This window comes from Gammaproteobacteria bacterium, from assembly GCA_016712635.1.
Lineage (GTDB): Bacteria > Pseudomonadota > Gammaproteobacteria > SZUA-140 > SZUA-140 > JADJWH01.
Map to the genome: position 1 here is coordinate 1 of JADJQS010000010.1, position 20,013 is coordinate 20,013.

The 20,013-nt window shown below is 66.9% G+C and carries 22 protein-coding genes; 3 read left to right on the forward strand and 19 right to left on the reverse strand.

What is annotated here, in order from left to right:
* Window positions 1–155: hypothetical protein (locus tag IPK65_12055; GenBank protein MBK8163829.1), on the reverse strand; the 155-nt coding region annotated here is incomplete at its 3' end.
* Between the two features lie 416 nt (window positions 156–571).
* Here IPK65_12055 and IPK65_12060 point away from each other — a divergent pair.
* Entirely contained in the window at window positions 572–772 is a 201-nt protein-coding gene (locus IPK65_12060; GenBank protein ID MBK8163830.1) for a hypothetical protein, read from the forward strand.
* A gap of 25 nt (window positions 773–797) precedes the next feature.
* Here IPK65_12060 and IPK65_12065 read toward each other — a convergent pair whose 3' ends face one another.
* The 5 genes from IPK65_12065 to IPK65_12085 all read right to left on the reverse strand — a co-directional run bounded on the left by IPK65_12065 (window position 798) and on the right by IPK65_12085 (window position 3,781).
* Window positions 798–1,253: a hypothetical protein gene (locus IPK65_12065; GenBank protein ID MBK8163831.1), complete on the reverse strand. Its 456-nt coding sequence runs from the start codon at window positions 1,251–1,253 to the stop codon at window positions 798–800.
* Window positions 1,254–1,255: 2 nt separating this feature from the next.
* A complete protein-coding gene (locus tag IPK65_12070) occupies window positions 1,256–1,753 on the reverse strand; it encodes a thioredoxin family protein (protein MBK8163832.1) in 498 nt (165 codons plus the stop codon).
* Entirely contained in the window at window positions 1,750–2,271 is a 522-nt protein-coding gene (locus tag IPK65_12075) for a cbb3-type cytochrome c oxidase subunit I (protein ID MBK8163833.1), read from the reverse strand. Before IPK65_12075 ends, IPK65_12070 begins: the two co-directional genes overlap by 4 nt.
* On the reverse strand, window positions 2,268–2,855 hold the full coding sequence (locus tag IPK65_12080) for a cytochrome c (protein ID MBK8163834.1): 588 nt from the start codon (window positions 2,853–2,855) through the stop codon (window positions 2,268–2,270). The genes IPK65_12075 and IPK65_12080 overlap by 4 nt, the downstream gene beginning before the upstream one ends.
* A 167-nt stretch (window positions 2,856–3,022) precedes the next feature.
* Complete coding sequence (locus IPK65_12085; GenBank protein ID MBK8163835.1) at window positions 3,023–3,781, reverse strand: c-type cytochrome; 759 nt, start codon at window positions 3,779–3,781, stop codon at window positions 3,023–3,025.
* A gap of 561 nt (window positions 3,782–4,342) precedes the next feature.
* Here IPK65_12085 and IPK65_12090 point away from each other — a divergent pair.
* Complete coding sequence (locus IPK65_12090) at window positions 4,343–5,788, forward strand: hypothetical protein (GenBank protein MBK8163836.1); 1,446 nt, start codon at window positions 4,343–4,345, stop codon at window positions 5,786–5,788.
* Window positions 5,789–5,836: 48 nt separating this feature from the next.
* On the opposite strand, the gene mutM is transcribed toward IPK65_12090, so the two are convergent.
* From mutM to IPK65_12115, 5 genes are read right to left on the reverse strand one after another with little or no spacing between them, the layout of a single operon-like run.
* A complete protein-coding gene (gene mutM, locus IPK65_12095; protein ID MBK8163837.1) occupies window positions 5,837–6,652 on the reverse strand; it encodes a bifunctional DNA-formamidopyrimidine glycosylase/DNA-(apurinic or apyrimidinic site) lyase in 816 nt (271 codons plus the stop codon).
* 46 nt (window positions 6,653–6,698) lie between these two features.
* Window positions 6,699–7,562, reverse strand: coding sequence for a DUF4340 domain-containing protein (locus IPK65_12100; protein ID MBK8163838.1), 864 nt, complete (start codon window positions 7,560–7,562; stop codon window positions 6,699–6,701).
* 10 nt (window positions 7,563–7,572) lie between these two features.
* Complete coding sequence (locus tag IPK65_12105) at window positions 7,573–8,982, reverse strand: GldG family protein (protein MBK8163839.1); 1,410 nt, start codon at window positions 8,980–8,982, stop codon at window positions 7,573–7,575.
* A gap of 16 nt (window positions 8,983–8,998) precedes the next feature.
* A complete protein-coding gene (locus tag IPK65_12110) occupies window positions 8,999–9,751 on the reverse strand; it encodes an ABC transporter permease (GenBank protein ID MBK8163840.1) in 753 nt (250 codons plus the stop codon).
* The gene (locus tag IPK65_12115) at window positions 9,748–10,713 is read right to left on the reverse strand and encodes an ATP-binding cassette domain-containing protein (protein ID MBK8163841.1); all 966 of its coding nucleotides are present in this window, start codon (window positions 10,711–10,713) and stop codon (window positions 9,748–9,750) included. Before IPK65_12115 ends, IPK65_12110 begins: the two co-directional genes overlap by 4 nt.
* Window positions 10,714–10,830: 117 nt before the next feature.
* Between IPK65_12115 and IPK65_12120 the strand changes: the two genes are divergently transcribed.
* Window positions 10,831–12,816, forward strand: a complete 1,986-nt coding sequence (locus IPK65_12120) for a hydantoinase/oxoprolinase family protein (protein MBK8163842.1) — start codon at window positions 10,831–10,833, stop codon at window positions 12,814–12,816.
* Here IPK65_12120 and ptsP read toward each other — a convergent pair.
* From ptsP to lptB, 8 genes are all read right to left on the reverse strand, one after another.
* Complete coding sequence (gene ptsP / locus IPK65_12125) at window positions 12,807–14,546, reverse strand: phosphoenolpyruvate--protein phosphotransferase (GenBank protein ID MBK8163843.1); 1,740 nt, start codon at window positions 14,544–14,546, stop codon at window positions 12,807–12,809. The two genes, IPK65_12120 and ptsP, sit on opposite strands and share 10 nt — an antisense overlap.
* Before the next feature lie 73 nt (window positions 14,547–14,619).
* Complete coding sequence (locus IPK65_12130) at window positions 14,620–14,889, reverse strand: HPr family phosphocarrier protein (protein ID MBK8163844.1); 270 nt, start codon at window positions 14,887–14,889, stop codon at window positions 14,620–14,622.
* A gap of 2 nt (window positions 14,890–14,891) precedes the next feature.
* Window positions 14,892–15,296, reverse strand: coding sequence for a PTS fructose transporter subunit IIA (locus IPK65_12135; GenBank protein MBK8163845.1), 405 nt, complete (start codon window positions 15,294–15,296; stop codon window positions 14,892–14,894).
* Window positions 15,293–16,153, reverse strand: coding sequence for an RNase adapter RapZ (rapZ, locus tag IPK65_12140; protein MBK8163846.1), 861 nt, complete (start codon window positions 16,151–16,153; stop codon window positions 15,293–15,295). The genes IPK65_12135 and rapZ overlap by 4 nt, the downstream gene beginning before the upstream one ends.
* A complete protein-coding gene (gene hprK, locus IPK65_12145; protein MBK8163847.1) occupies window positions 16,150–17,109 on the reverse strand; it encodes an HPr(Ser) kinase/phosphatase in 960 nt (319 codons plus the stop codon). The genes rapZ and hprK overlap by 4 nt, the downstream gene beginning before the upstream one ends.
* A 10-nt stretch (window positions 17,110–17,119) precedes the next feature.
* Window positions 17,120–17,611, reverse strand: a complete 492-nt coding sequence (gene ptsN / locus IPK65_12150) for a PTS IIA-like nitrogen regulatory protein PtsN (GenBank protein MBK8163848.1) — start codon at window positions 17,609–17,611, stop codon at window positions 17,120–17,122.
* A 46-nt stretch (window positions 17,612–17,657) separates the two neighbouring features.
* Window positions 17,658–19,175: an RNA polymerase factor sigma-54 gene (locus IPK65_12155; protein ID MBK8163849.1), complete on the reverse strand. Its 1,518-nt coding sequence runs from the start codon at window positions 19,173–19,175 to the stop codon at window positions 17,658–17,660.
* A gap of 108 nt (window positions 19,176–19,283) precedes the next feature.
* On the reverse strand, window positions 19,284–20,009 hold the full coding sequence (gene lptB, locus IPK65_12160; protein ID MBK8163850.1) for an LPS export ABC transporter ATP-binding protein: 726 nt from the start codon (window positions 20,007–20,009) through the stop codon (window positions 19,284–19,286).
* Window positions 20,010–20,013: the final 4 nt, after the last annotated feature.

Below are 20,013 nucleotides of genomic sequence, written 5' to 3' on the forward strand. Positions count from 1 at the left end.
TATGAAAGCGATCCCCAGCCGCCCCAATCGTCGAAACGACCACGGCCGAGCGCGCACATCAGGGCGGCGCCGAATACGCTGCCGTTCCCCATGCCCGTAAGGACACCCGCGACCAGGCTGTTCCAAAAGGTTTTTCCGTAGGATAGCTTGTTCATCACACCCTCCGCTTTGCACCCCCGGATCGCCGCCGAAGACGGCAAGCCGCGGTATTGTTGAGATTATAGTTTTTGTAGAACTGCGCCCGCGCCGCTTATATGCCGGCGTCGTTTTGAAACCTGGTCGCGGTGGTGATTTTGAATTGTTATATCCGCGACAACCTTACTTGAAATGTGGTTGCCATATTTGCATAGCGCCCATATCCCGTCAAGCTTTTCCTGCCCCGCCTGACGTATCACAAGCGCCTGCGAATTACAGGGTTCGCCGCGCTAAAACAGGCATCAGCCCATGCTCAACCATCGCGAAGGATAGCAGTCTCTCCCGCCGCCCGCAAGCATCCTGGCGGGCGGATAATCTGATAAGATTACGCGGGTTTTATGCGTCCAGCCGCATGCCTGTGACTCGGAGATATCGCGTGAAGGAACTGATCCTGTATCTGATTGCGGCGGTGTCCTCGCTGATCATCCTGGGTTATTCGATGCATATGTTCGTGACCGGCCTGGTCAGCGCGGAGACCGAGCGCTGGCTCATCATCGGCGCCTGTACCGTGGGCATCGTGGTCATCGCCTTCATGGCCTGGGACGTGCTCAGGCGGCGGCGCGGGTTCCGCGGCTGAACGCGCGGATCCGGGAGCGGCAGAGCTATTTGAAGACGCCCAGGGCGTCGCGCAGCCTCTGATAGTCCGCCGCATCGGCGAACTGTCCGCGGTGCATGACGAACTGGCGCTGCTTGCCCGCCAGGTCCATGCCGCTGAGACCGAAGGACTTGCCGGCATAGTCCGGGAAAAACCTCAGATTCTTTACCAGATCGACCCGCTCGCCGTTCTTCAGCTCCAGCGTCAGCTGGTCGCGGCTGAAATTCAGGGCGCAGGGGGAAGCGGGGAGCAGCATGAGCCTGCCGGACAGGATCCGGTTGGCGCCCGCAAACAGGAAAAAACACGCCATGAAGAACAGCACGTATGCCCAGGACTGGCTGGGGCTGTACCACAGCTTGAGCCCGATCGCGAACAGGGCGAACACCGTGGGCACATAGAGCAGCAGGTCCCACAGCATGCCCCGGCGGTCCTGCACGAGGGTGAAGCGTTCGCCGTCCTTCATGCTCAACCCGCGGGCTGCCTCAGCACCCGCGTGATCGCGGAGTCCAGCTCACCATAGAGCATGCGGCCGGCCTGCTTGAACTGGACGACGCGCTGCCGGTCGATGATGAACGTCCAGGGATCCCCGATGACCTGGAACGCCTTGAAGGCCTCGGGGTTCTTGTACTGATCCATATGCAGGAAGATGACGTCCGATTCGTACTTTGCGAGCAGCCCCTTGATCATTTGCAGCTGGTTGTCGCACACCGTGCAGTGCCCCGGGGTCGCAAACTCGAGCACGATCGGTTTGCCCTGGCGCAGGGCCTCATCCAGCGAGAGCTGATACATGCGCTCGTCGGGGTAGCGGTAAGTGGTAATCCGGCTGAGATCGTTGCCCACGTCGGCGAGGGTCTTGGTCTGCAGCGTAGGCGCGACCTGCCCCACCTTGACCGAGGGGGTGACGTCGCAGCCCGCGAGCAGCGCTCCCGACAGGGCCAATGTCATCAGCGGCCGCAGCCTCATCCCTTGCGCCATCCCATGCAGGACCGGAAGATGTTGTAGCCCCAGATCATGTTCGCCAGCAGCACCAGCGAGCCGAACAGACCCATGGTGCCCAGATACGGCCGTATCAGCAGTTCGACCTGATCCGGCGGCAGTTCCATGCTGGCGGTCCCTCCGACCACGCCTGCGAGCGTGAACAGGACCACCATGCCGATCAAACCCACGTTATGCATCCAGAAGTGCACCTTGACCAGCTTCAGGCTGTAGATCGGGCGGCGCACCAGGCGCGGGATCAGATAATAGATGGCGCCGAATATCGCCATTTCAACCCATCCCAGCAGATTCACGTGGGTGTGGGCGCGAACGATCAGGTCGCCGTGCAGGCGGTGGTCCACGAAATGACGGAATTCCGTGATCCCGCCCATCAGCGCGCCCCAGGAGAACCCGATGATGCTGTAGATGATGCAGGCGAAGATAAACAACAGGGTGTAATGCGTGTACTCGGTGTCGCTGGCCCAGGGCTCGGCGCTGCTGCTCATGGTGCGGGCTCCTCTTGTCCGGGCGCGGGTCGCTCGCGGACGTCCTGATATTTATGCTTCCATTCCTCGGGCGCGAAAACGCCCACCATATTGTCGATGAAATCGGAGCGTCCTTCGGGCGGCATCGGCGCGGAAGGGGAGCCCTGGTCGGACTTGAGCTCGGACAGAAAGGTCGCGATCGCCAGCAGCGTGTCCTGATCCAGCGATGAGACGTAGGCCGCCTCCTTGGGCGGGTAGCCGTGATCCAGGGTCGGGGAACCGTAGACCGCCTCCGGATCGCGCATGAACTCGCGGATCCACTCCTTGCTGCGCTTCGATCCCAGCCCGTCCAGCGAGAGCCCCATGTTGGTGCCGTTGCGCATGGCGCGGTGGCAGGCGGTGCAGCGCGATACGCGGAACAGCTCCGACCCCTTGTGGCCGAGTTCGGACAGGTTGAAGTGGGTGCGAGTCTCGAAGATCGGTTTCTGCGCCCGCATGCGGTAGGACTCGAGCAGGATGTAGCCGATCACCGCGAATACGATGAATACAATTGCGATCCCGAAGAGGATCTTTTCACCTTGCTTGAGTGTCTGTCCGGCCGCCATAACCTGTCTATTATCAAATATTCCCTGATTCGATTGCAATGAACCGCCGCGCGGGCCGCGCGAGGCTGACTGCCGGAGCCCGGAACCAAAAAGAAAGGGCGGGTGTAACCCGCCCTCGCTCGTTTGTGTGTCGCCGGCGGCGATACCGCCGCGGGGATATGGCCAGGTTACTTGGTATCGAAGGTCATGAAGTGATGCTGCTCCGGCACGCGGCTGTTGCCGATGGACAGCGGCGAGGCGTTGGTCAGATAGGTCGCCACATTCAGGATGTCCTCGTCAGTCAGATGGGATGCGACCTTGCGCATCTGGCCCATCGGGTCGTTGGCACGGCTGCCGTCACGCCACTTCTTGAGCTGATTGACGAGATAGACGAACTTCTGCTGGCCGATCATCGGGTAGATCGGATCCACGCCGCGGCCGTTGTAGTCGTGGCACGAACGGCATCCGGAAATGCCCCGGTCGATGTCGCCATAGCTGACGAGCGCCAGACCCAGATGCGTCTGCCCCGTTTGTATGCCGCTGGCCGCCAGTTCCTTGATGTTGGAACCGCCGCCCACTGTACCCGGCTCGCTCAGGAGATGCGCGTACGCCGCGACATCGCGCCGATCCTCCGGGCTCAGGCCCTTGGCATTGGCGTTCGCGATGAACATGGTGGTGTCCATGCGCTTGTCGGTCGCGAAATCCTCCAGCTGCTTGACCAGGAACTGGGTGATCTGGCCCGCCAGGCGCGGCGTCCCCATCATGTCGTTGCCCATGCCGTCTTCGCCATGACAGCTGGTGCAGGCCGGCACGGAGCCTTTGCCTTCCTTGAAGATCTTTTCACCGTTACTCAGATCCGCCGCAACCTCCGCGGCAAAGACTTGGGGTATCGCCAAGACCAGAGCAACACCGCTGATTACCGCAGCCAGGACCGTTACGCGTCGCATTTGATGCCCCCTCCGAATCATTTTATTTTCTTGTTGCCAACACGCCGAATGGCACATGTTACGTACGTGATTCACCGCAGTCAACCGTTTCTCCGCCCTCTCCGCGCCGTGGCCATTCACGCCATGAAGCTCACCACAAGGATCACGGCGAACCCATCGCCGCTCTCGTGATTCAGGAAACGGTTGTCGTCGAAGCTACGGGGCTGTCAGGTGCTCTTCTTGAACAGAAAAATGGCCAGACCAAAGGCCAGCACGAACCAAATGGCATACAGGATCAGAATGTCCCCGTTCGTCATCTTACCCCCCTCCAGATAATGATTTTTTGGCGCAGCCTTTGGACGGCCGCTGTCGGATTTTTGTAATGGCAGTTGTATAGCATGCGGGATTTTTCATTGCAAGTCCCGCGCCCCGAGCCGGGGCCTGGCGAAACCCGACCGCACTGTTCGAAATTGATCGGGAAATCCCGGGCTTGACCCGCAACGGACGATTGCCCGCGGGATGACCTCCGCGCCGTTACTGGGGTAGAATCTTGCTCCTTTTCAGAGAGCCGCTCATAACCCCGTGAACAACGTACCGCAGATGCATGCCTGGCTGAAAAAACTCTACGCCTACTGGGGAATCCCGGCACTCGCACTGTGGCTGGGAATCGTGCTCACCGCCGGACTGCTCCGCTTCGACCCCTACGGCATCGGTGAACCGGCCGCGCACGCCCTCCTCCTCGCGTGGTCGGTCAGCGAGCGCGTCATCAGCACCGCGCTCGTCATGGGCATGCCGGATCTGCGCGCCCTGTTCTTCACCGCCGTCGGCCTGTACTGGCCGGGCAGCCTGATCGCCGCCAAGGTCTTCACGCTGCTCGTGATAGCGGCGGTGGCGGCGCTGTTCTACCGCTGGAGCGTGCTTCATGCCGGGCGTGAGAGCGCGCTCATCGCCACCGGCCTGCTGCTCATCGCTCCCGCGACCATCAGCCAGGCGGACAGCCTCGGCACCGGACCGTTTCTGCTGCTCGCCTTCGCCCTCGGACGCTGGCTGGACGTGGCCTACCGCCGCTCCCAGCGCGCGCTCGGGGGCTGGTATTTCCTGCAACTCCTGCTGATCCTGGTGGTCGTAAGCCTGCACCCCGCCGGGCTCGCCTATCCGCTGGCGCTGATCTGGGAATGGCGGAAAAACCCGCTCGACGCGCGCCAGCAGCGCCATGTCTATATCGGCGTCGGCATCAGCGTGACCTTCATCCTGCTGCTGCGCATGGGCTGGCGCGCGCTGGACTGGATGCACAACCCGGTCTACGCGCTGGCGCAGGCCGTACTCGGCCCGGAAGCGGGCGGGGAGACCCTGCCCTGGATCGCCGGCCTGGCATGCGCCGGCATCCTGCTATACCTGCTGTGGACGGAACGGCGCGCCCTGTCCGCGGACTTCATGCCGCGCATACTGCTGGGCGGCGCCGTGCTCGGCCTGCCCGCCGCGGACGGCGGCTGGGCCATGGTCGCGCTCGCCGGGCTGCTCTACCTCGGCGTGCCGCGCGTGATCGCCTTCAATCAGTCCTTCGGCGGCCGGAGCTTCGCGCGCCAGCGCGGCCTGGCGACGGCGGCGCTGTTCCTGACCGCAATCCTCTTCATGCAGGCGAACAAGGCGCATCAGTATGCCGCGGCACAGAACCTGCTGTCCCCGACCGACCAGTTGATCCTGACGCTGGCGCTCGCGCTCGAGGACGTCCCCGCGGAGCAGGAGGTCGTCGCCATGAGCCAGTGGCCCGGCAAGACCACGCTGGCGATCAGGCGCCCCGCGCTGCCCTTGCCGCCGCCGTTTCCGGACGGCGCCACGCTGATGAAGAACATCCGGGGCGTGACGCACCTGATCTTCGATCCCTATGATCCCGCCAACAAATCACTGGCCGACAATCTTGCTGCCGTCAGCGGCTCGACGGAGACCGTCGCCCTGCAGGATGGCGGCGCCATCCTGCGCATCAGGGATTCCGCCGCTGCGGCAGCGCCCGCGGTGCCGGGACACTGATCGGAACCCCGCTGCGTCGCGCCCCAGGATGGACAGGGCGCCGCCGCGTCAATGCTGGCAGCGCGCGCAGTAATAACTCGCGCGCTGCCCCTGCCGGATGCAGCGGACAGGTTGCCCGCAGTGAACGCAGGGCTCGGCCGCGCGCCCGTACACGGCGAGCCGGATCCGGAAATAACCCGGCTCCCCGGTCCCGTGATAGTAGTCGCGCAGCGTGGTCCCTCCCTGCGCGATCGCCTCTTCCAGCACCGCGCGGATGGCGGCGGCGAGGGCGTGATAGCGCGGCGCGGAAATGCGCCCGGCCGCGCGCAGCGGATGGATACCGGCGCGGAAAAGGGCCTCGTTCGCATAGATGTTGCCGACACCGGCGACAATGCCGGCATCCATGATGAAGAGTTTCACGGCGGTGCGGCGCCCGCGCGCCGCGGCGTGGAGATAGGCGCCGCCGAATTCTCCGCCGAGCGGCTCCGGGCCGATGCCCCGCAGCAGCTCATGCGTTCCAGGGTCGCCCTCGACCCACAGCATCAGGCCGAACCGGCGCGGGTCGCGAAAACGCAGACACACGCCGCCCGAGCACAGTATGTCGACATGATCGTGTTTCTGCGCGGGCAGTTCCGGCGCGACGATGCGCAGGCTGCCGGACATGCCGAGGTGGATCAGTACGCTGCCGGCGTCGGTGCGCAGCAGCAGGTACTTGCCGCGCCGCGCCACCTCCCGGATGACCTGTCCGGGCAATGCCCGCTCCAGCCGGCGCGGCAGCGGCCGGCGCAGGCGGCGGTTGCGCACGCGCAGCTCCAGCACGCGCCGGCCGCGCAGGTGGTGCTCAATGCCGCGCCGGGTGGTTTCGACTTCCGGGAGTTCTGGCATGGGAAACCGGTGCGATCTATACGCAGTTGCGCGCTGCGCGTGGCCGTCACTCGGCGGTCGCGGCGGCGGCCGGCACCGGCGCGGACAGCAAACGCCGCGCCTGCTCCGGGGTCAGGTGATAGCGCAGTCCGAGATCCGCGCGCGCCAGCACCAGCTCCGGCTCGGCCTCCAGCAGGAGGAACTCGAGCGGCGCGGCGCCGGAGTCAAAGGATACCTTGATCAGGCCCCGGGACGGCTCTCCCGCATAGCGGTCCACCTCCACGGCCTGCGCCTGGCGCCACGCATCGACGAATTCGTTGAGCGCGTCCATCGACGGCTGCCGTACCGCCGGCGCGAGCGTCCAGACTCCCTCCGCGCGGGTGACACTGAACTCCGGCAGACTGATCCGCCCGGGAACATCGGGCAACGGCAACAGCCGGTTGGAGACGAACGCCGTGAAATCCGACTGCAGGCGATAGAAATAGTCGCCGTCGACCAGATGCACGGTGGCGCCGTTGCGCACGTAGCGGCGATTGTCGATCGGTTCGCTGTCGCCGAAGGCGAGTTCGACGTCGTTGAGGCGCAACAGGGAGGCGGGAGAATCGAGATGGAACTTGGCCAGGTCGAGGGCGCCGGCGGCGAACTGCGCGCGGCTGTCGGCCCGGACGATCCCGAGCAGGGCTTCGATCCGGAATTCGTTGGCGTGGGCGGCGACCGGCGCGCGCATCATCCAGACGCCCTGGTCCTTGTCCAGGCGGATCTCGTCGCCGCGCTGCGTGCGGATCACCACATGTTCGACGTCGGCCGGAGACAGCGCGGTCAGCCTGGGCTGCTCTGCCGGTGCTTCGATTCCGGGCTCCCAGAAGACCAGCGCCGCGAGAGCCGCCGCCAGCCCCAGCAAACCCAGATTCAGCACATTGCGCGCATTCATGCGCATGGCGTCAGCGCCGCCGCCGGCGCAGCCAGATGAACAGGCCGCTGCCGAACAGCAGCGCCGGCACCAGCAGCAGGAATCCGAATCCGATCACCGCCGTGCCGGTCCTGGAGAGCTGCAGGGAGAGGTCGGGCGCGGTGCGCGCGGGGATGTCGATCAGTACGTCGTCACTGCTCAGCCAGTTGACGATGTTGAACGCCAGCTGCTGATTGCCGCCCATGCCGAGAAAACCGTTGGACAGGAAATCGCCGTCGGCGATGACCACCGCGCGCTGGGTCTTCACCTCCGCTGCCGGCGCGGCGTCGGCCGGCTCCCCGCCGGCGGCGGACCCCGGCGGCCGGGACAGCGCGAAACCGATCGACACCGGCCCCGGCAGATCGGAGCCCTCGTCATAGACGATCTTGCCGGACACCTCGCCGGTCTCCAGCCACGTATTGGACAGCGTCTCCAGCAGCGTCGTCGCACTCCACTGTCCGCCCTCCACGGCCCGCAGGCCGCCTGCAAGAGGAAACAGGGTGTTCAGCTCGAAATCGCGCGTGATCGCGTGTTCCGGATAGCTCGCGACCAGCGCGACGCGCGGGTCGTCGGTGCCAAACAGCATCTGGCCCACCTGGGAGACGTTGGGATCCACCACGATGCCGGGCTCGAGGCGCACACCGAGGACCTGCGCCAGCGGCCCGAGCCCGTGCGCGCCCTGGCCGGGATCGGCCAGCCAGAGCAGATTGCCGCCGCGCGCGAGATATTCCAGGATGAGTTCCGCCTCGCCCGGCAGCAGGTCGACCTGCGGGGCCGCGATCACCAGCACGGTGGTGTCCGGCGATATCCCGCGGCTCACCGCCAGATTGACCTCGCCGATCCTGAAGCCCTTGCCCTCCAGCTGGCGCGCCCAGGCCGAGACGTCGAAGTTCTGCGCCGCCAGCGCGCTGCGTTCGCCGTGCCCGGTCAGGAACGCGAGCCGGCGCTCGCCGCCGCGCGCCAGGCGCTGCAGTGCATTGGTGAGGCCGTTTTCGCTCACGTCGCGCAGCTGCTCGCGGCGCCCTTCGTACTCGATGACCAGCTCGCCGTCGGCGGTGATGTTGAGCTCGCGCACCTTCTGCGGCTCGAGATCGGGATTGATGAAGGCGAGCGTCACGTCGGGCTTGTGGCGCTGATAGCGGCCGACCAGCTCCGCCACGTGCCTGCGCACCAGCGGCGAGGTCTCGCGCACATAGGCGGTAACCGTCACAGTCCCCGGCAGCCGGCCGACCAGTTCGACGCTGGCCGGTGACAACGTGTTGCGTCCGCTCGCCGTCCAGTCCGCCTGGTATACGTAACGCGTGCTGAGCCAGCCCAGCAGGCCGGTGACCAGCAGCAGCAGGACGACGAAGGCAAGATTCTGCCAGCGCAGCAGCCGGCGGGAACGTGCGGTCACTTTCATGTCGGGGTCCGCATGCTCAATGCTGCAGCCGGTAGGAATCCAGCCGGCGGATGCTGAGGATGACGAAGAGCGCGCTCAGCAGCAGGTAGTAGGCCACATCGGTGCTGTTGAACACCCCCTTGAGGAGGGATTCGTAATGGCGCAGCAGGGACAGATAGCCCAGGACATCGCTCCCCTTGCTGGCGGCAGTCCCGCTCCAGTCCACGATCCACAGCAGCAGGAGCACGCCGAAGGTGCTGATCGCGGCGATCACCGGCTGCGCGGTCAGCGTGGACATGAACAGTCCGACGGCGGCGAAACCCGCCAGCAGCAGAAACAGCCCGATCAGGCCGGAGGCGAGGATGCCGAAATCGAGCGTCCCGCCCAGCAGCAGCGCGCACGGCAGCAGGGCGATCAGCAGCAGCTGGATGAGCAGGAATCCGAGTACGCCGCAATACTTGCCGAGGATGATCGCGGTCATCGAGACCGGGGCGGAGAACAGCAGGCTCAGCGTCTGGTTACGCAGCTCGTCGCTCACCAGCCGCATGGTCAGCAGCGGCACCACCAGCAGCAGGATGAGCGCCGCGTTGCCGAAGGTCGGCGCGACGACGATCTCGGTGAGTCCCGGCGCGCCCGGCAACTGCGGCAGGCGCGGCTGGATCTGCAGGAAGAAATCCACCTGCACCAGGAACAGGTAGGCGACGATGATCTGCACCACCGCCAGCACGGTCCACGCCAGGGGGGAGAAGAACAGGCTACGCAGCTCGCGCGCCGCGATCGTCCCGATCATGCCGCCTCCGCGGGCGCCGCGTGGGCGTCCGTCCCTGCCACGTCCCGGCTGGTGATGTCGACGAAGATCTGTTCCAGCGATTTGCGTTCGGGCACCAGCTCGTACAGCCGCCAGCCGCCGGCCAGCGCCCGTTCGAGCAGCGCGTCGGTGATATCGCCGGCCGGATCGCAGCGCAGGCGCAGGCGCCCCGCGCCGAGATCCTCCACCTCCTGCACGCCGGGCAGGCGCGCCAGCTCCGCCGCCGCCGGCGGGTTGCGGAAGGCGGCGCACAGGGCGGACACCGGCTGATGCGCCAGGTTGTCGATGGTATCGCTGAACACCAGGCGTCCGCGATGGATGATCTGCACGCGGTCGCACACCGCCTGCACCTCGGGCAGGATGTGGGTGGACAGGATCACGCTGTGTTCGCCGCCCAGTTCGCGGATGAGGGCGCGGATCTCGCGGATCTGGATCGGATCGAGCCCGACGGTCGGCTCGTCCAGGACCACCACCGCAGGTGCATGGATGATCGCCTGGGCGATGCCGGTGCGCTGCTGGTAGCCTTTGGAAAGGTTGCCGATCAGGCGCCGGCCCACTTCGGTCAGGCCACAGCGCTCCTTGGCGCGGTCCACCGCGCCGCGCCGCTGCTCGCGCGGTATGCGGTTCAGGCGCGCGCAATAGGCGAGATATTCATCGACCGTCAGCTCGCGGTAGAGCGGGGGCTGCTCGGGGAGGTACCCCAGCGCCGACTTGGCGGCCTCGGGCTCGTCGAGGATGTCGCGCCCGCTGATCAGCACGCGCCCCGCGCTCGGCGCCAGGTTCCCGCTGATGATCTGCATGGTCGTCGATTTTCCGGCGCCGTTCGGGCCGAGGAAGCCGAGCACCTCGCCGCGCCGGACCTCGAAGCTGATATCGTCGACGGCGAGCAGCGGGCCGTAGCGGCGCGACAGGCGCTCGACCCTGATCAGGTTGTCCGAATCCATTGGCGGCAGTTATGGGTTTGTTATTTACCGTGGAAGATGGGAACGCCCGGCAGAAATTCAAGCGCCCGTCTACAATAGAGCATATGACCGGGCGCGGCGCAAACAGTTCGGCGTGATATGGATCTCGTCGGCATCGATACCGGGGGCACCTTCACCGACTTCGTCTGCCTGACGGGGGGTGTCCTGCGCGTCCACAAGGTGCTGTCAACGCCGCGGGCGCCCGAACAGGCGATCCTGCGCGGGATCGCGGACCTCGGCCTGGACAGCCGCGCACTCATCGTCGTGCACGGCAGCACGGTCGCGACCAACGCCGTGCTCGAGGGCAAGGGCGTGCGCACGGCGTTCATCACCAATCACGGGTTGCGCGACCTGCTCACGATCGGCCGCCAGGCGCGGCGCGCGCTGTACGACCTGCAGCCGCCGCCGCAACCGCCGCCGGTGCCGCGCGAGCTGTGCCTGGAGACGGGCGGCCGCCTGGGCGCACACGGCGAGGTCGTCACCCCGCTCACCGACGCGGACCTGGCCGGGCTGCGCGCGGAGGTGGAACGCCTCGCCCCGCGCGCGGTCGCCATCAATCTGCTGTTCTCCTTCCTGGATGAGCACTTCGAGCGGGCGGTCGCCGCCGCCATGCCGGCGGGGATGTTCGTCGCGCGCTCCTCCGCCGTCCTGCCGGAATACAAGGAATACGAACGCGGCATCGCGACCTGGCTCAACGCCAGCGTCGGCCCGCTGGTGGAGGACTACCTGACGCGCCTGGCGCAGTCGCTGCCCGCCGCGCGCGTCTCCGTCATGCAGAGCTCCGGCGACACCATCGCCGCGGCGCAGGCCGGCGGCCAGGCGGTCCACATGCTGCTGTCGGGCCCGGCCGGCGGCCTTGCCGCCGTGCGCCGCCTCGGCGCGGCAGCGGAGCTCGACCGCCTGCTGAGTTTCGACATGGGCGGCACCTCCACCGACGTCGCGCTGATCGAGGGCGACATCCGCCTCACCGGCGAAGGCCGCATCGGCGGCTATCCGGTCGCCGTGCCGATGGTGGACATGCACACCATCGGCGCGGGCGGCGGCTCGATCGCCTATCTCGACGGCGGCGGGCTGCTGCGCGTCGGCCCGGCCTCAGCGGGTGCCGACCCGGGCCCCGCCTGCTATGGCCGCGGCGGCCGCGCGCCCACCGTCACCGATGCCAACCTGGCGCTCGGCCGCCTGCCCGCCGACGGCTTCCTCGACGGCCGCATGCCGCTCGACCGCGCCGCGGCGCTGGAGGCCCTGGCCGCTGTCGCGCAACCGCTCGGCCTCGGCACCGGGGACGCCGCGGCGGGGATCATACGCATCGCCAATGAACACATGGCGCAGGCGCTGCGCGTGATCTCGGTGCAGCGCGGCATCGATCCGCGCGGCTACACACTCGCCTCCTTCGGCGGCGCCGGCGGCCTGCACGTATGCGCGCTGGCGGATGAACTCGGTATCGCGCGCGCGCTGGTTCCGGTCCACGCCGGCGTCCTGTCCGCGCTCGGCATGCTGGTGGCGCCGCGCGGCCGACAGCTGTCGCGCTCGGTAGCGCGGCCGCTGCGGGATCTGACTGCCGACGGCATCGCGCGCGGCCTCGAGGAGCTGGCCGCGCGCGGTCGCGCCGAGCTGTTGCACGAGCGGGTGGCGGCGGCGGACATCGTCGTCACGCGCACCCTGGACCTGCGCTACTGCGGACAGAGCCACAGCCTGAACGTGGCGTGGCAGGACCCGGAACGGAGCGCGGAGGCGTTCCACGCGCTGCACGAGCAGCGCTACGGGCACCGGCTCGACCTGCCGCTCGAGCTGGTCAACCTGCGCGCCGGCCTGCGCGCCCCGGCGCCGGACCTGGGTTTCGCCCCGCCGCCCGCGCCGTCGCGGCCCGCCGTCCCCCGCGCCTGCGCGCAGCTGCATGGCGGCGGTGCGGGCGCCGCGATCTATGCGCGCGCGGAACTCGCGACCGGCCAGCGCGTCGCGGGTCCGGCACTGATAACCGAGGCGGTTGCCACGACCTACCTCGCCCCCGGCTGGTGCTGCCGACGCGACGCGGCCGGCAACCTGCTGCTGACCCGTGACGGACGGACCATGGACGCTCACTGCTGACGGTTCATGGCGTCCACCAGCGACGGGAAACGGACGGAGGACCGGCTGCGCAGCATCCGGCTCACGTTACGGCTGAGCGCATCGAGACGGCTTCCGTTGATCACCCGCTTGACCTCGAGGAGCGTGGCGGGAAACATGCTGAATTCGCGCAGGCCGAGTCCGAGCAGCAGGCGCGTGTAATACGGATCACCCGCCATCTCGCCGCACATCGCCACCGGGATCCCGGCGCGCCGGCCGGCGCGGATGGTCAGATGGATCAGCTTGAGTATGGCCGGATGCAGGGGATCGTACAGGTAATTGACCTCCTCATCGAGGCGATCCACGGCCAGGGTGTACTGGATCAGGTCGTTCGTCCCGATGGAAAAGAAGTCGAGATGGCGCGCCAGCGCATCCGCGGCCAGCGCGGCGGCGGGGATCTCGATCATGCCGCCGATCTGCATGGCCGGATCGAAACGGATCCCCTCCCGCGCCAGCGCCTTCTTCTCCTCCTCGACCAGGCGCAGTACCTGCAACAGCTCGCCCTCGCCCGAGAGCATCGGGATCATCATGCGCACCGGCCCGGAGGCGGATGCGCGCAGGATCGCGCGCACCTGGGGTGAAAACTGGCCCGGATCCTTCAGGCTCCAGCGGATCGCGCGCAGGCCCAGCGCCGGATTGCTCGCCGCCGGGGTCCGCGGCCGGCTGCCCAGGCATTTGTCCGCGCCCAGGTCCAGGGTGCGTATGGTCACCGGCGCGCCCTTCAGCGCGCGCACCACGCGCAGGTAGGCCTCGTACTGCTCGTCCTCGCCCGGCACTGTCTCGCGATTGAGGAACAGCATCTCGGTGCGGAACAGACCGACCCCGGCGGCGCCGAGCCTCCGCGCGGCGGCGGCGTCCTCGGGCAGTTCGACGTTGGCCAGCAGGGTCACGGCGTGGCCGTCGCGCGTCACCGCCGGACGCTGGCGCAGCTTGTTCAGCTCGGCGACATGCCGGCGCTCCTCGCGCTGGCGCCGGTGGTAATAGGCCAGCTCCCCCGCCTCGGCGCCGGCGATCACCATGCCGTGCTCGGCGTCGACCACCAGCGCTTCGCGGTGCTGCAGGTAGCGCCGCACATGGTGCACGCCGACCACCGCGGGCAGACCCAGGCCGCGCGCCAGGATGGCGGTGTGGGAATTGGGGCCGCCGAACTCGGTCACCAGGGCGGCGATCCCCTGCTGGTGCATCAGCACGGTCTCGGCCGGCGAGACGTCGCCGGCGATCAGGATCGCGCCGCGCAGCTGGCCGTTGCGGTCGTCATGGCGCGGCTCGTACTGGCCCTGGAGATTGCGCTGGATGCGGATGACCACATGGTCGATGTCGTCCTTGCGCGTGCGCAGGTACGGATCGTCCATCTCATCGAAAACGCGCACCAGGGCGTCCCGCTGCAGCTTCAGGGCCCATTCGGCGTTGCACTGCCGCGCGCGCATGATCTTGATCGGCGCCTCGCTCATCACCCCGTCGTCGAGCATGAGCAGGTGGGCGTCCATGAAGGCGACGATGTCGCCGGGGGTGTCGGAGGGGATGCGCTTGCGGATGTCGCGCAACTGCTGCCTGGCCTTCCTGAGCGCGACGCGGTAGCGCGTGATCTCTTCCTGCAGCAGCGGCCTGGGGATCGTATGCTCGCTGACCTCGGGCGCGTCGTGATGGAGGATGACGGCCTTGCCGATGGCGACGCCGCGGGAGACGCTGATGCCGCTCAAAACCAGACTCATGGGACCGCGCCGCCTCCGGTGTTGAATGTGCCTGCACGCCGGCGCGCGTTGACGGCCGGCGCGCCTGGACCGGTTACGCCTCCTCGCCGAAACGCTGCCGGATCAGATCCTCCAGCCTGAGCAGCGCCGCCTCCTCGTCGCGCCCCTCGGCGATGAGCTCGATTTCGCTGCCCTGGCCCGCCGCGAGCATCATCACACCCATGATGCTCTTGCCGTTCACCCGGCGCGCGCCGCGCACCAGATGGATGTCGGATTCGAATTCGGAGGCCAGCGTCACCAGCTTGGCTGCCGCGCGCGCGTGCAGTCCCAGCCGGTTGACTATGGTGACTGTCCTGCGCGCCACCGCTAATCCTCGCCCTCCGGTCCGCAGCTGAAGATGCCCTCGCGCCCGCCGCTCAGCGCCTTGTCCTTCAGCTGGCTGATGTTCAGGCGGGGATAGTTCATCAAGCGTACCAGCATCGGCAGGTTAACGCCCGCAATCACGGTCACGCGCTCGTTGTCGCGCTTCAGCGCGGTGGCGATGTTGCTGGGGGTGGATCCGAACATGTCGGTCAGCACGATGACGCCGTCGCCATGATCGAGCTCGCGCACCGCCGCGCGCGCCTGTTCCAGGATCTGCGTGGGGTCGCTCGCCGGCGTCACGGCGATCACCGCGGCGGGGAGCGGGCGGCCGCCCAGCATCGATACCGCAGTGTCGAGCAGCGCCTCGCCGATGCGGTTGTGCGAGATCAGGCACAGGCCGACGCTCATCGCAGCTCCCGGTGGCGCGTCATCACGCCGGCGCGCGACTGCTTGAAGTGGGCCGCCAGCGTCTCCGCCAGGTAGACCGAGCGGTGCTGGCCGCCGGTGCAGCCGATCGCGACCGACATGTAGTTGCGGTTCTCCGCCTCGAAGCTCGGGATCCAGCGCTCCAGGAACGCGCGGATGTCCTCGTACATGCGCCCCACCGCGGGCTGCTGCCCGAGGAAGCGGATCACTTCGGGATCGTTGCCCTTGCGCATGCGCAGCGCGGGATCCCAGTGCGGGTTGGGCAGGCAGCGCACGTCGAACACGAAGTCCGCGTCGGCGGGAATGCCGTACTTGTAGCCGAACGACATGAACAGGATGGAGAGCGAGGCCGACTTGTGCTGGGCGACGCGCTCGCGGATCACGCCGCGCAGCTGGTGCACGTTGAAATTGCTGGTGTCGATGTGCAGGTCGGCGCTGGCCGAGATCGGCGCCAGCAGCTCGCGCTCGACCGCGATCGCCTCCAGCAGGGAGACGTCGACGCGGGTGAGCGGGTGCTTGCGGCGCGTCTCGCTGAAGCGCTTGATGAGCACATTGTCGGCGGCGCCGAGGAATATCACGTCGCAGTCGAGTCCCGGCTTTCTGATCTCGCCCAGGATGTCGCCGAAGCGGCCGAGGTCGCGAGACAGGTTGCGCGCGTCGATGCCGACCGCCACGTTCTCGATGTTGCGCTTCTCCGCCGTCGCCACGATCTGTTCGACGAACTGCGGCAGCAGGCTGAGCGGAAGGTTGTCGACGCAGTAATAGTCGAGGTCCTCCAGGGCCTGGAGCGCGATGGACTTGCCGGAGCCGGACAGCCCGCTGATGACCAACAATCTCATGCGCCCTCCCCCAGGATCATGCGCTGCTGCCGTTCGCTGAACGACTGCGCTGCATTGTACCCCTTAAGCAGCAGGATATGGTTGCGCACCGCGCCTTCCACCAGCACGGCGAGGTTGTGGCCCGGCGCCACCGGCAGCGTGACCTGGGGCACCTCCACGTCGAGGATGGTCTGGCGCTGGCGGCTGCCCTGCAGGCGGTCAATGGCCGCCAGCTCGCCCGCATCCATCTGCCGCAGGTGGATGATCAGGCGCAGGTTCTTGTTGGGCTTGATCACGCTGTCGCCGAACATGGCGCGGACGTCGAGCACACCGAGCCCGCGCACCTCGAGGAACCCGCTCAGTTCCGGCGGGCATGAGCCGTTGAGTATGTCCGGGGCGGTGCGCCTGAATTCCGGCGCATCGTCCGCGATCAGGCGGTGATTCCGGCTGATCAGTTCGAGCGCGAGCTCGCTCTTGCCGACGCCGCTCCTGCCGGTGAGCAGCACCCCGATGCCGAGCACTTCCATGAAGACGCCGTGCAGGGTCAGGCGGTCGGCCAGCACGCCGGACAGGTAATACTGCAGGTGGCTGATGACCTTGAAATCCGGGATCGGCGCGGAAAACAGCGCCACCCCCGCCGCCTCCGCCTGCGCGCACAGGTCCTCCGCGACCGGCAGCCCGTCGGACACCACCACGCAGGCCGGCCCGGCCGCGAACACCCGCCGCAGATGCTCGGCGCGGGAATCGCCGCGCAGCTGCTCAAAGTAGTTCAGTTCGGCCGGGCCGAGCACCTGGATGCGGTTGGGATGGATCAGATTGAGGTGTCCCGCACCGGCATCGAAGGGGCGGTCGCGCGCGGCGGAGTCCTGCGGTCCCTGCAGCGCGCGGGCGCCGCCGGCGCGGCCCGCCACCCAGACCAGCCCCAGCCTTGCCTGATAACTGTCGTACAGGGAAGAGACTGTGGGCGCTTTTCCCATACCCGGAGGGCTAGGCGACGGGACCGGCGGCCCGTTCTTGCTCACCGGGCTGCCACGACACCAGCAGCTGGTAGATCTCCTCGCCGTTCTTCGCGGCATGGAGCCGCTCGCAGAAGGCCGGATCGCTGAACATCTCCGCCAGCGTCGCCAGGATTTCCAGGTGCTCGCTGGTCGACTGTTCCGGCACCAGCAGGGCGCAGATCATGTCGACCGCCTTCTTGTCCGCGGCGTCGTAGTCTATGCCACGGTTCAGCTTCATGAAGGCACACACGGCGTGGTTGAGCCCCTTCAGGCGGCCATGCGGGATGGCCACCCCGCGCCCCAGGCCCGTGCAGCCGAGCCGCTCGCGTTCGATCAGGCTGGTGAACACCTCGGACTGGTTCAGTTTCGGCTCGTCCCTGGACACCAGCTCGCTGAGCATCTCGAAGGCGCGCTTCTTGCTGCCCACGATGTTACGGCACGCCACCCTGGAGGGGGTGAGCAATTCTCCGACTCGGTTCATATCGATATCGACACCCAAATTTATATGCGGGACGAAGGGACGCGATTCATATCAGACGTTTCCGCTCGCTCGAGGAAGGGATCGCGAGGGCCTCGCGATACTTCGCGATGGTGCGGCGCGCGACATTGATGCCCTGCTGCTTGAGCAGCTGGGCGATCTTGCTGTCGCTGAGCGGTTTGCCGCCATCCTCGGCAGCGACCAGTTTCTTGATCAGGGCCCGGATCGCGGTGGCGGAGCATTCGCCGCCGCTGTCGGTACTGACGTGGCTGGAGAAGAAATACTTGAGCTCGAAGATGCCGCGCGGGGTGTACATGTACTTCTGGGTGGTGACGCGCGAGATGGTGGATTCGTGCATCTCGACCGACTGCGCGATGTCATGCAGCACCAGCGCCTTCATCGCCTCCTCGCCGTGTTCGAGGAAGCCGCGCTGGCGTTCGACGATGCAGCTCGCCACCTTGAGCAGCGTCTCGTTGCGGCTCTGCAGGCTCTTGACGAACCAGCGCGCCTCCTGCAACTGGTTCCGCATGTAGGCGTTGTCGCTGCTGTTGTCGGCGCGCTTGACCAGGCTGGCGTAGCTGGCGTTGATGCGCACCCGCGGCATGGCCTCCGGGTTGAGCTCGACCTTCCAGCTGTTCTTTTCCCGGGTGACGATCACGTCGGGGATGATGTATTCCACCTTGCGGTCCGTGATCTGGCTGCCGGGATAGGGATTGAGCGACTGCACCAGGGTGATGATCTGCAGGAGTTCCTGCTGCGTGCATTTCAGGCGCCGCGTGATCTGGCTGTACTCGCGGCCCGCCAGCAGGTCGAGGTGTTCGGCGACCAGCTCCCGCGCCTTGCCCAGCCAGGGGATGTCGGCGTGGAGGTGCTGCAGCTGGATCAGCATGCATTCGCGCAGATCGCGCGCGGCGACGCCGACGGGGTCGAAGTTCTGCACCTGGTGCAGCACCGCCTGCACCTCGTCGAGATCGATGTCGCCGTCGGCATTGAGGCCTTCATGAATCTCCTCCAGCGGGACCGCCAGATATCCGCGGTCGTTCACCGCGTCGATGATGGCGATGGCGATGGCCTGGTCGCGCTCGCTGAACGGGGTCATGCTCATCTGCCACAGCAGATGCTCGCGCAGCGTCTCGGACGGCCCGGCCTGGAATTCGAAGTCGCCGCCCTCCATCTCGCCGCCCTGGCCACGCGGCACGACGGCGCTTTCGTAGACGTCCTCCCACACGCTGTCCACCGGCAGGTCGTCGCCGACGCCCATGTCGAGGTCGACCACCGCGTCGCGCAGGTCGACGGCGGAATCATTCGCCTCCCCGCGCTCGCCCTCCGCGGCGGGACTGGCGGCCGGGGCCGCCGCGGCGGCGTACTCAACGTCCTCCGCCAGGGCCGCCTCACCGTCGTCGGACGCACCCTCCTCCGCCGCCTCCAGCATGGGATTGGAATCCAGCGCCTGCTGGATCTCCTCGCGCAGGTCGAGGGTCGAAAGCTGCAGCAGCCGGATCGCCTGCTGCAGCTGGGGGGTCATGGTCAGCGATTGGCCAAGACGGATTTGCAGAGTCTGCTTCATTAACCGCGAATACTTCCTGCTGCCTGATGAGAGTAAATTCTATCGTAGATCGTGAAAGGGAATACAGTGTACCCCACTTACCTCCATGATCAATCTGAAGTTTATCGCCTAGAGCTGAAAGTCCTGGCCAAGGTACACCTCGCGCACGCGCTCGTTCTGCAGGATCTCCCCGGGCTGGCCGGCGACGAGGATCTCGCCGTCGTTCATGATGTAGGCGCGCCGGCAGATCCCCAGGGTCTCCCTGACGTTGTGGTCGGTGATCAGGATGCCGATGCCCTTGTCGCTCAGGTAATTGATTATCCGCTGAATATCCAGCACCGATATGGGATCGACGCCGGCGAAGGGCTCGTCCAGCAGGACGAAGCGCGGCTCCATGGCCAGCGTGCGCGCGATCTCCACGCGGCGCCGCTCGCCGCCTGACAGGCTGATGCCGATGGCGTCGCGCAGATGGCCGATGTGCAGCTCGTCGAGCAGCTCGTCCACCCGGCGTTCCTGGCGGGTGCGGTCGAGATCGCGCCGCGTCTGCAGGATCGCGCGCACGTTGTCCGCCACGCTCAGCTTGCGGAACACCGACGGCTCCTGCGGCAGATACCCGATGCCGAGGCGCGCGCGCGCGTGCATCGGATAGCCGGTGATGTTGCGCTCATTGAGGCTGATCGAGCCCTTGTCGCACGGGATCAGCCCGACGATCATGTAGAAACAGGTGGTCTTGCCGGCGCCGTTCGGCCCCAGCAGGCCAACCACCTCGCCGCTCTCGATCGTCATCGATACCCCGTTGACGACGGCGCGCGCGCGATAGCGCTTGGAGATGTGCCTGACGCTCAGGACGTCCATGGGC